This is a genomic window from Pseudomonas sp. ABC1 (genome assembly GCF_013395055.1).
Taxonomy (GTDB): domain Bacteria; phylum Pseudomonadota; class Gammaproteobacteria; order Pseudomonadales; family Pseudomonadaceae; genus Stutzerimonas.
In genome coordinates this window covers 1,658,405-1,668,547 of record NZ_CP058349.1, presented here as the reverse complement: position 1 = coordinate 1,668,547, position 10,143 = coordinate 1,658,405, and the positions used below count along the sequence as shown (strand labels likewise).

Below are 10,143 nucleotides of genomic sequence, written 5' to 3'. Positions count from 1 at the left end.
TATGTTGATAGATTCCCACTGCCACCTCGACCGGCTCGACCTGAGCCCTTTCGAGGGTTCGCTGGATGCAGCGCTGGACTCGGCTCGAAGCTGCGGCGTCGGGCATTTCCTCTGCATTGGCGTCAGTGCCGGGAATGCTGCGGTGGTCAAGGCCCTGAGCGAGCGTTATGCCGACGTGGATTGCTCCGTCGGTATTCACCCGCTCGATCTCGCAGAAGGTGGTGAGCCGGGACTGGACTGGCTGCTGGGCGAGCTCGATCACCCGCATGTGGTGGCCATCGGCGAAACCGGGCTGGATTACCACTACCAGCCGGAAACCGCCGAATCCCAGCAGCGCTCCTTTCGCTTGCACCTGGAGGCCGCGCGCAGCACCGGCAAGCCCGTGATCGTGCACACGCGGGCGGCGCGGGCCGACACCCTGGCGCTGTTGCGCGAGGCCGACCTGCCACAGGCGGGCGTGTTGCACTGCTTCACCGAGGATTGGGACATGGCCCGAGCGGCGCTGGACCTCGGTTACTACATTTCCCTGTCGGGCATCGTCACCTTCCGCAATGCCGATGCGTTGCGCGATGTTGCCCGCCAAGTGCCGGCGGACCGCCTGCTGGTGGAAACCGACTCGCCCTACCTGGCGCCGATGCCGCACCGGGGCAAGTCGAACCTGCCACAGTATGTGCGCGAGGTCGCGACGTTCCTCGCCATGCTGCGCGGGGAAAGCTACGAACGACTGGTCGAGCAGACTGGCGCGAATTTCCGCCGGTTGTTCCCCCTGGCCCGCGTGGCCGATTGAGGATCGGGTCACCGGTCCTTCCCCTGAACACGACAAGGCGCACCCGATGAAATCGGATTCTTCACACGGCAGGTCGCTCGAGCGCGGTCTGCAGAACCGCCATATCCAGTTGATCGCCCTGGGCGGTGCCATCGGTACGGGGTTGTTCCTCGGTTCCGCCGGCGTGCTCAAGTCCGCAGGGCCGTCGATGATCCTTGGCTACGCGATCGGCGGTTTCATCGCTTTCCTGATCATGCGCCAACTGGGCGAAATGATCGTCGAAGAGCCGGTGGCGGGCTCCTTCAGCCATTTCGCCCATAAGTACTGGGGGCCTTATGCGGGCTTCCTGTCGGGCTGGAACTACTGGGCGGTGTACGTGCTGGTTGGCATGGCGGAGCTGACGGCGGTCGGCAAGTACGTGCAGTACTGGTGGCCCGAGGTGCCGACCTGGGCCACGGCCATGGTGTTCTTCGTCGCGGTCAACCTGATCAATCTGAACAATGTGCGGATTTTCGGCGAGACGGAGTTCTGGTTCGCCATCATCAAGGTGGTGGCCATCGTAGGCATGATCCTGCTGGGCAGCTACCTGCTGTTCAGTGGCCGGGGTGGCGAGCAAGCCAGTATTGCCAACCTCTGGCAGCACGGTGGTTTCTTCCCCAACGGTGTCGGTGGCCTGGTGATGGTGCTGGCGATCATCATGTTCTCCTTCGGCGGTCTGGAGCTGGTGGGCATCACCGCCGCCGAGGCGAACAACCCACGCCAGGTGATCCCCAAGGCGATCAATCAGGTGGTCTACCGCATCCTGATTTTCTATATCGGGGCGTTGAGCCTGCTGTTGGCGCTCTATCCCTGGGACCGGCTTCTGGAGATTCTCGGAGCGGCCGGCGATCCCTACAGCGGCAGTCCCTTCGTGCAGGTGTTCTCGCTGATTGGCAGCGACACGGCGGCACATATCCTCAACTTCGTGGTGCTGACCGCCGCACTGTCGGTCTACAACAGCGGCGTCTACTGCAACAGCCGGATGCTCTATGGGCTGGCGGCGCAAGGGGATGCGCCGCGTGCCTTGCTGAAACTCAACAAGCGGGGCGTACCGGTGCTGGGGATCGCGGTATCGGCGGCGATGACGCTGATCTGTGTGCTGGTCAATTTCCTCTTTCCGCAAGACGCGCTGGAGCTGCTGATGACGCTGGCGGTGGCGGCCCTGGTGATCAACTGGACGATGATCAGCCTGGCACACCTGAAGTTTCGCAAGTGCATGCTGGCGCAAAGCGTGGAGCCTGGCTTCAAGGCCTTCTGGTTCCCCTTCGGCAACTACCTGTGTCTGGCCTTCGTCGCCTTCCTGCTGGGCACCATGTTGCTGATTCCGGGCATTCGCCTGTCGGTGATCGCATTGCCGTTCTGGGTTGCTTTCATCTGGCTCTGCTATCGCCTGCGCCAGTCGTCATCGGCCAACCGCGGATAAAAAGAACCCGGACGGGAGGCCGGGTCAATACCATCAGGAATGGAGGGCGTTCCACGCACCTCCAGCCGGCCTGGCAGTCGGGGGAAATGACAGGCCGGTAGCTGGAGTATTGTCGCTTCCCGGTGTTTTGCAACCGCGCGTTCTGTTCCGTGGGTATCAGCGCTCGCGGGCCAGTCGCCGGACGATGGCGACACTGTCTTCGATCACCTGTGCCGGGGTATAGAAGTGCGGTGAGAAGCGGATACCGCCGCCGCGCTGGGCGCAGACAATCTGCTCGTCTTTCAGGCGCCCGAAGAGTGTTCCGTTGTCCCAGCCGTCCAGGCTGAAGCTGAGGATGCCCGAGCGACGCGCAGGCTCCGTCGGGCTGAGCAGGCGCAGGCCTGGAACCGCTGAAAGCCCCTGGTGCAATTGCTCGATACGCTGGGCGAGGGACCTTTCCACTTCAGCGATGGAGACCTCCTCCAGCAGCGACAGGCTGGCCTCCAGCGCCACGGCGCCGAGCATGTTCGGGCTGCCGCACTCGAAACGACGGGCGGTGCGTGCGGGCTTCCATTCCTGGCGATCGTAATCGCCAGCGTTCTCCAGCATATGCCAGCCGTACTCATGCAGTTCGAGGCGTTCGCGCAGATCGCTGCGGCAATAGAACACGCCCAATCCCTCCGGGCCGAGCATCCACTTGTGTCCATCGGCCATGGCGAAAGCACAGCGGTTCTGTCGGACATCGAAGGGTAACGCCCCCAGTTGCTGGATGGCGTCGATGCACAGCAGTACGCCTTGGCGCTCGCACCCTTCGCCCAGGCGTTGCAGATCGAGGCGCAGGCCGCTGGCGTATTGCACCGCGCTGATGGCCATCAACCGTGTACGCGAGCCGCAGGCGGCGAGCAGGTCGGCTTCCGGATCATGGCCTTTCAGGCTGACCTGGATGACTTCGACGCCGCGCGGGCGCAAGGCCTCCCAGACGACACGGTTGGAGGGAAACTCCTCGTCGCTGATGACGATCTGGTCACCAGGGCGCCAGTCCAGGCCAAAGGCGACGAAGGAGAGCGCTTCCGAGGTGTTCTTGACCAGCGCGATATCGGCTGTGCCTTGCGCGCCGAGCAGGCGGGCGAGGCGCTCGCGCAGACGTTGTTCGGTGCGCAGCCATTGCGGATAGTCGCGTGCGCCGAGGCGCGCGTTTTCCGCTGCGAACGCGCTGACGGCCTTGGCGCTGCGCCGGGGCCAGGGGGCGACGGCGGCGTGGTTCAGGTAGCGCAGGCCGTCGGCGTGGGGGAAGTGCTCGTTCATTGCTCCGTCTTCCGTGCATTTTTTCGATTGATAGGCATAATAATCGGCCCGATGCAGAAGCCGTAGTTTCTTCCCCATGCAGAATGAACCTCGTAAGGTCCGTGAGTTTCGGCGGCGCGAACAGGAAATCCTCGACACCGCGCTGCAGCTTTTTCTCGATGAGGGCGAGGACCGCGTGACGGTGGAAACCATCGCCGACACTGTCGGTATCGGCAAGGGCACCATCTACAAGCACTTCAAGTCCAAGGCCGAGATCTACCTGCGGCTGATGCTCGACTACGAACGCGATCTCAATCAGTTGCTGCATTCACCCGAACTGGAGCATGACAAGGAAGCCCTGTCGCGCGCCTATTTCGAGTTCCGCATGCGCGACCCCCAGCGTTACCGCTTGTTCGACCGCCTGGAGGAAAAGGTGGTCAAGAGCAACCAGGTGCCAGAGATGGTCGAGGAGCTGCACCGTATCCGAGCCTCCAACTTCGAGCACCTGACGCAGTTGATCAAGGAACGTATTGCCGTCGGCAAGCTGGAAGACGTGCCGCCATACTTCCATTACTGCGCGGCCTGGGCGCTGGTGCATGGTGCGGTGGCGCTGTACCACTCGCCGTTCTGGAGCAATGTGCTGGAGGATCAGGACGGCTTCTTCCAGTTCCTGATGGATATCGGCGTGCGCATGGGCAACAAACGCAAGCGCGACTAGGTTTAGCAGCTTCATCCGCCTCAGGCTCCAAGTTGAGGCTATGATGCTCGCTCCTGGCTTGCAGCTCGCGGCCGCTTCACCGGTGGGAGTTTTCCGTATGCGAATCCTCGTTGCATCACTGCTGCTCATGGCGCTGGGCGGTTGCATGAAGGTCAGCGACATGGCCGAGGGCAGCCGCGAGCAGTTGCGTGATGCGGGCATTCTCGATCACAGCGATGTCCGTCGTGCCAGTCCGTGGCGCCTGCAACCCGATTCCTTCATCTATATCGCCCAAGGGTATTTTAGCCCGGTGGGTAATACCCAGCCTCGGCCGAACCTGCTGGCCGAACAGGCGTTCAATGGTTTCGTCGAGTACTTCCCGAGGTTGCGCCGTGCGCAAGCGCCGCTCGGGCTGGAAGAGGCGATGGCCGAGGCCCGTTCCTTCGGTGCGCACTATCTGCTGTATACCCGCTTTGCCTCCGCCGATGACCGTATCGGCACCTTGGAGGAGTGGGATGATCAGCGCGATGTGTCGAGGCTGGGGTTCGATTCGGGCAATATCCAGATGATGCTGCTGGAAACCAACACCCATTACCTGGTGGATACGGCCCATATACGTATCCGCAGCGGGCTGCTGACGTCCTACGACTCCAAGCCTCAGGAACTGCTGGGGCCGCCCTTCAAGGACTATGCCAAGCGCTTGCTGGGCGTGGGGCGTTAACAGGTTCCTGACGGCCTGTTGCCATGAGCGTCAACGCGAAGGAGGGAGACTGGTATGTCCGACTCGGACAAGGCAGGCACGTTGCTGGGACAGATTCCCGCCGGGGTGCGCAAAGGGCCGCTCCCGGTGCACCTGTGGAATCCCGATTTCTGTGGCGATATCGACATGCGCATCGCCCGTGATGGGACCTGGTTCTACATGGGGACGCCCATTGGCCGAAAGGCCATGGTTCGGTTGTTTTCCGGGATCATCCGGCGCGACGGCGACGACTATTTCCTGGTGACGCCAGTGGAAAAGGTGGGCATCCGTGTCGACGATGCCCCCTTCATTGCGACCAGCCTGGTGGTCAGTGGCTCGGGAGCCGCCCAGGTACTGCATTTCACGACCCAGGTCGAGGATGAGGTTCAGGCCGGACCTGAGCATCCCTTGCGCTTTGTCAGCGACCCGCACAGCGGCGAGCCATCACCCTATGTGCATGTCCGCGCGAACCTGGAGGCGCTGATCCACCGGAACGTCTTCTACCAGTTGGCGGAACTGGCCGTTCCTCATGACGTGGGCGGCGTTTCCTGGCTGGGGGTGTGGAGCGCAGGAGTATTCTTTCCCATCTGCCGTGCCTGAGCCGGGCGGTCGCTCAGGCGTTGGCGACCAGGCGCTGCTCCGAGCTCGGCTGATTGGCTGCTTCGGCCAATACATCGGTATTCAAGCGATAGGTCTTGTCATCGTCGCAGGTCAGCAGGTTGCTGTTGCACAGGCGAGGCAGCATCTGGCGAACGCACAGCAGCGATACCGGCGTGCCCGTTTCCACCAGCAGGTTGTGCAGTTCCTTGCAGGACAGGCCTTCGGAGGCCAGCGTGTGGTCCCGGAACAGCGCCAGCACTTTCAGGCGCGGCAGGCTCACCTTGAGCCCGGCCTCGTTGAGTATCTGTCGCAGGGCGTGGTTGGGGGTGTTCTGAAAAGTCATTGCGATCCCTCTGGCCATGACAGGGCCTGTGCCATGGCAGGCCAAACGTCTTTTTTCACGGAGCCGACGCGAATTCGCCGATCTCTAAAGGTAAAGACGGATGAGATGCGGAAAACCCGCACCCTGTAAGTGAAAAAAATGTATGGATGTATTTCCCTGGATGGTCCTTATTTGGAGAAATGCCGGGATAACGATCCGATCTTTCGATTGAATGCCCTGAATTTGAGCTTTTATCGGTGCGGGTATGTTTTCGCCGGGGGCGCTCCAGTCCGAGCAGATAGCGATGTTCCCGCCAGGGTGTACCTGTCGTATGCAAGAGCGGTGCGCTGCCAGAGCCTGCCCAACGTCTGTTGCGCGTCGGCACGGCTGCGTCAGAAACAGGCTCGGGCAGCTCATTTACAGCTCGTAAGCTCCGCCTGATTCCCTGTGCTCGCCCTGCAAGCTGGCCTTCTGCTGTAACTTTGCGATGCTGCGTTACTCGCCTGTTTTGCCTCGTATAGCTCTGGCTCGTGGGACGTTGGGCAGGTTTCCGCGACAAGGTCTTCGGTGCTGCAAATAGGCTACGGCCCTTGTCGTCCTGCTCATGGCAGGCGCCCCAGATAGACTTCGGTGTCGTAGTCGAAGTCGATATGGCCGTCGCGTTGCGTTGCGTCGAACAGTTTTTCCAGTGCGGCCAGCATGGCCGGATAACCTGGGTGGTCCGCTCTTGGGGCGTAGGACGATGAGAGTAGTCGTCCCTTGAGGCTTTCGTAGTCCAGCCGCTGGCTGTTGTCGATGCAGGTCTGGGCCTGCAGGCCGCCCTGGAACCACTCGGCGACCTGCCGCGCATCCGGGTAGCGCTCCGCCACATCGGTGTAGTCGGTGCCATGCTGGCGCAGCAGGGCTTCATAGCCTTCGAGGAAAGCGGTGCCGCGCAGGCGGCGACTGTTCCAGAACAATGCGACCTGGCCGCCAGAGCGCAGCAGGCGCTTGAACTCCCGGCGACAGCCGTCCGGATCGAACCAGTGAAAGGCCTGAGCGGCGATGACGAGGTCGGCGCAGGCATTCGGCAGGCCGCTCTGTTCGGCACTGCCGGCGATGCTGGCATAGCCTGGGTATCCACTCAGCCAGTCTTGCGCGGCGGCCCGCATGGCGTCATTGGGTTCGACGGCGGTCAGCGGATGCCCCGCATCCAGCAGCAGCTTGCTGGCGATACCGGTGCCGGCCCCGATGTCGATCACGCTGGCTTGCCGGCCCACGCCATTGGCGTGCAGGAAGTCGACCAGACTGGCCGGGTAGCTCGGGCGGAACTTGACGTAGTCCTGTACCCGATTGGTGAAGCGCTGTCTGGAATCGCTCATGATCGGCCGCCTTTATTGGGTGCTGTAAATGACGAAGGCTCCCAGTGGGAGCCTTCGTTTGTCCATTACATATTGGGGTAGTTCGGGCCCCCGGTGCCTTCCGGCGCGACCCAGGTGATGTTCTGCGCCGGGTCTTTGATGTCGCAGGTCTTGCAGTGCACGCAGTTCTGCGCGTTGATCTGGAAGCGCTTGCTGCCATCGTCGTTGCTGACCACTTCGTAGACGCCCGCCGGGCAGTAGCGCTGCGCAGGCTCGTCGTAGAGCGGCAGGTTGCTGTCGACGGGAATGTTCGGATCGGTCAGTTTCAGGTGGATCGGCTGGTCTTCCTCGTGGTTGGTGTTGGAGAGGAATACCGAACTGAGCTTGTCGAAGCTGAGCTTGCCGTCGGGTTTCGGGTAGTCGATCTTGCGGGCGTCCGCCGCTTTCTGCAGGCAGGCGTAGTCATGGCGGGTGTCGCGCAGGGTGAACGGTAGCTTGCTGCCCAGCAGGTTGTACTCGATGAAGCTGAAAGCCGGGCCGAACAGCGGACCGAACTTGTGCATGGCCGGGCCGAAGTTGCGGCTCTGGTACAGCTCTTCGTTCAGCCAACTGGCCTTGAAGCCTTCGACGTAATTTTCCAGTTCGTCGTTCTCGCGCTCCGCGCCCAGGGCCTGGACGATGGCATCGGCGGCGAGCATGCCGGACTTCATGGCGGTATGGCTGCCTTTGATCTTGGCGCCGTTGAGTGTGCCGAGGTCACAGCCGATCAGGGCGCCACCAGGGAAGACCATCTTCGGCAACGAATTGAAGCCGCCCTTGCTCAGCGCGCGGGCGCCATAGGCAATGCGTTTGCCGCCTTCCAGGTACTGTGCGACCACCGGGTGGTGCTTGTAGCGCTGGAATTCATCGAATGGCGACAGATGGGGGTTGCTGTAGGCCAGATCGACGATCAGGCCGACCACCACCTGGTTGTCTTCCAGGTGATAGAGGAAGGAACCGCCCGGGTTGTCTTTGTCCAGCGGCCAGCCGGACGTGTGGATGACGAGCCCTTGCTCGTGCTTGGCCGGATCGATTTCCCAGAGCTCCTTGATGCCGATGCCGTAGTGCTGCGGGTCGGCATTGGCATTGAGTTGGAAGCGCTTGATCAGTTGCTTGCCGATGTGCCCGCGGCAACCTTCGGCGAACAGGGTGTACTTGCCCCGCAGCTCCATGCCGGGTGTGTACATGCCCTCCTTGGGATTGCCTTCGCGGTCGACCCCCAGGTCACCGGTGACGATACCGCGCACCACGCCGCTCTCGTCGATCAGTGCCTCCTGGGCGGCGAAGCCTGGGTAGATTTCCACACCAAGGTTTTCCGCCTGCTGGGCCAGCCAGCGGCACAGGTTGCCAAGGGAAATGATGTAGTTGCCTTCGTTGTGCATAGGCTTGGGTACGAAGACATTGGGTACCTTGATGGCCTTCTCTGCGTTGCTCAGCAGATAGATGTCATCGCGTTTCACCGGGGTGTTCAGCGGGGCGCCGAGTTCCTTCCAGTCGGGGAAGAGTTCGTTCAGCGCGCGCGGCTCGAATACCGCACCGGAGAGAATGTGAGCGCCGACCTCGGAGCCTTTTTCCACGACGCAGACACTGACTTCGCGGCCAGCTTCGGCGGCGGCCTGTTTGAGGCGGCAGGCGGCGGATAGGCCTGCCGGCCCGGCGCCGACGATGACGACGTCGAATTCCATGTATTCGCGTTCCATGGGGCTATCTCCTGATCAGGGCTCGTTTGTTTTCTAGGTAGATTTCAGCGACCTGGACCGGTCCTTGGCGGGTCGAGGCGCGCATTATATATGTACGCCTGATCGGGTCCAATACAAACGTTTGTTTGAATTTTCGCAAAGCCTGCTAGTATCGGGCCTCTGAGGGTTATAGCGAGGCATTTGCGTTGTTGACCCGCTTATTACCAGCAGTCAAGATACGGGCAGTTTGCATTCGCCAAACGGGTTGGCATGCCGTTGAAATAAAGTGATGTCTGGCCCAGGGTAGGGCGAAAGTACTGGAATGGCGGCATTTGCCAGCGGTAAGTGAGAGTTTCGCAGCACTTTCGACCAGATATGGCCTCATGAGTATTTCAACCGCCTGCCACGGAGCCTTGGCTTCCGGTGCCGAGTCGTTCTCGGTTCATCCTGGCGGAATTCTATTCACCGGAGAGTAACGAGGAATCCATGAAGATTCTTGTAGCTGTCAAACGAGTGGTCGATTACAACGTCAAGGTTCGCGTCAAGGCGGACAACTCCGGCGTCGACCTGGCCAACGTCAAGATGTCGATGAACCCCTTCTGCGAGATCGCCGTCGAAGAAGCCGTGCGCCTGAAAGAGAAAGGCGTAGCGAGCGAGATCGTCGTCGTCACCGTCGGTCCGACTGCCGCGCAGGAGCAACTGCGTACCGCCCTGGCGCTGGGCGCCGATCGTGCGGTGCTGGTCGAGAGCGCTGAAGAGCTGAATTCCCTGGCCGTTGCCAAGCTGCTCAAGGCCGTGGTGGACAAGGAGCAGCCGCAACTGGTGATCCTCGGCAAACAGTCCATCGACAGCGACAACAACCAGACCGGCCAGATGCTGGCGGCGCTGACTGGCTATGCCCAGGGTACTTTCGCCTCCAAGGTGGAAGTGGCTGGCGACAAGCTGAACGTCACCCGCGAGATCGATGGCGGCCTGCAGACCATTTCCCTGGCCCTGCCGGCGGTGGTGACCACCGACCTGCGCCTGAACGAGCCGCGCTACGCTTCTTTGCCGAACATCATGAAAGCCAAGAAGAAGCCGCTGGAGACCGTTACTCCGGACGCGCTGGGCGTCAGCCTGGCTTCCACGCTGAAGACCGTGAAGGTCGAGGCACCGGCCGCGCGCAGCGCCGGTATCAAAGTGGGTTCGGTCGCCGAACTGGTCGAGAAACTGAAGAACGAAGCGAAGGTGATCTGA

At 61.6% G+C, this 10,143-nt stretch carries 10 protein-coding genes; 6 read left to right on the top strand and 4 right to left on the bottom strand.

From position 1 onward, the window contains the following. Position 1: 1 nt before the first annotated feature. On the top strand, positions 2-787 hold the full coding sequence (locus HW090_RS07370; RefSeq protein WP_179112902.1) for a TatD family hydrolase: 786 nt from the start codon (positions 2-4) through the stop codon (positions 785-787). Positions 788-833: 46 nt separating this feature from the next. Then, positions 834-2,228 carry an amino acid permease gene (locus HW090_RS07365; protein WP_179112901.1) on the top strand — a complete coding sequence of 465 codons (1,395 nt, stop codon included), beginning with the start codon at positions 834-836 and terminating at the stop codon, positions 2,226-2,228. Between the two features lie 156 nt (positions 2,229-2,384). On the opposite strand, the gene HW090_RS07360 is transcribed toward HW090_RS07365, so the two are convergent. Further along, a complete protein-coding gene (locus tag HW090_RS07360) occupies positions 2,385-3,512 on the bottom strand; it encodes an aminotransferase class V-fold PLP-dependent enzyme (RefSeq protein WP_179112900.1) in 1,128 nt (375 codons plus the stop codon). A gap of 76 nt (positions 3,513-3,588) precedes the next feature. Between HW090_RS07360 and HW090_RS07355 the strand changes: the two genes are divergently transcribed. The 3 genes from HW090_RS07355 (at position 3,589) to HW090_RS07345 (ending at position 5,527) form a co-directional block, all read left to right on the top strand. Beyond that, positions 3,589-4,209: a TetR/AcrR family transcriptional regulator gene (locus HW090_RS07355; RefSeq protein ID WP_179112899.1), complete on the top strand. Its 621-nt coding sequence runs from the start codon at positions 3,589-3,591 to the stop codon at positions 4,207-4,209. 97 nt (positions 4,210-4,306) lie between these two features. Further along, positions 4,307-4,909, top strand: a complete 603-nt coding sequence (locus HW090_RS07350) for a DUF4823 domain-containing protein (protein ID WP_179112898.1) — start codon at positions 4,307-4,309, stop codon at positions 4,907-4,909. Between the two features lie 54 nt (positions 4,910-4,963). Continuing rightward, complete coding sequence (locus HW090_RS07345) at positions 4,964-5,527, top strand: DUF1285 domain-containing protein (RefSeq protein ID WP_179112897.1); 564 nt, start codon at positions 4,964-4,966, stop codon at positions 5,525-5,527. Positions 5,528-5,540: 13 nt separating this feature from the next. Here HW090_RS07345 and HW090_RS07340 read toward each other — a convergent pair whose 3' ends face one another. From HW090_RS07340 to HW090_RS07330, 3 genes are all read right to left on the bottom strand, one after another. Beyond that, positions 5,541-5,870, bottom strand: a complete 330-nt coding sequence (locus tag HW090_RS07340; RefSeq protein WP_179112896.1) for a hypothetical protein — start codon at positions 5,868-5,870, stop codon at positions 5,541-5,543. Between the two features lie 581 nt (positions 5,871-6,451). Next, entirely contained in the window at positions 6,452-7,210 is a 759-nt protein-coding gene (locus tag HW090_RS07335) for a class I SAM-dependent methyltransferase (protein WP_179112895.1), read from the bottom strand. Positions 7,211-7,275: 65 nt separating this feature from the next. Beyond that, positions 7,276-8,928 carry an electron transfer flavoprotein-ubiquinone oxidoreductase gene (locus tag HW090_RS07330; RefSeq protein ID WP_179112894.1) on the bottom strand — a complete coding sequence of 551 codons (1,653 nt, stop codon included), beginning with the start codon at positions 8,926-8,928 and terminating at the stop codon, positions 7,276-7,278. A gap of 465 nt (positions 8,929-9,393) precedes the next feature. Here HW090_RS07330 and HW090_RS07325 point away from each other — a divergent pair, with 465 nt between their 5' ends. Beyond that, on the top strand, positions 9,394-10,143 hold the full coding sequence (locus HW090_RS07325) for an electron transfer flavoprotein subunit beta/FixA family protein (RefSeq protein WP_179112893.1): 750 nt from the start codon (positions 9,394-9,396) through the stop codon (positions 10,141-10,143).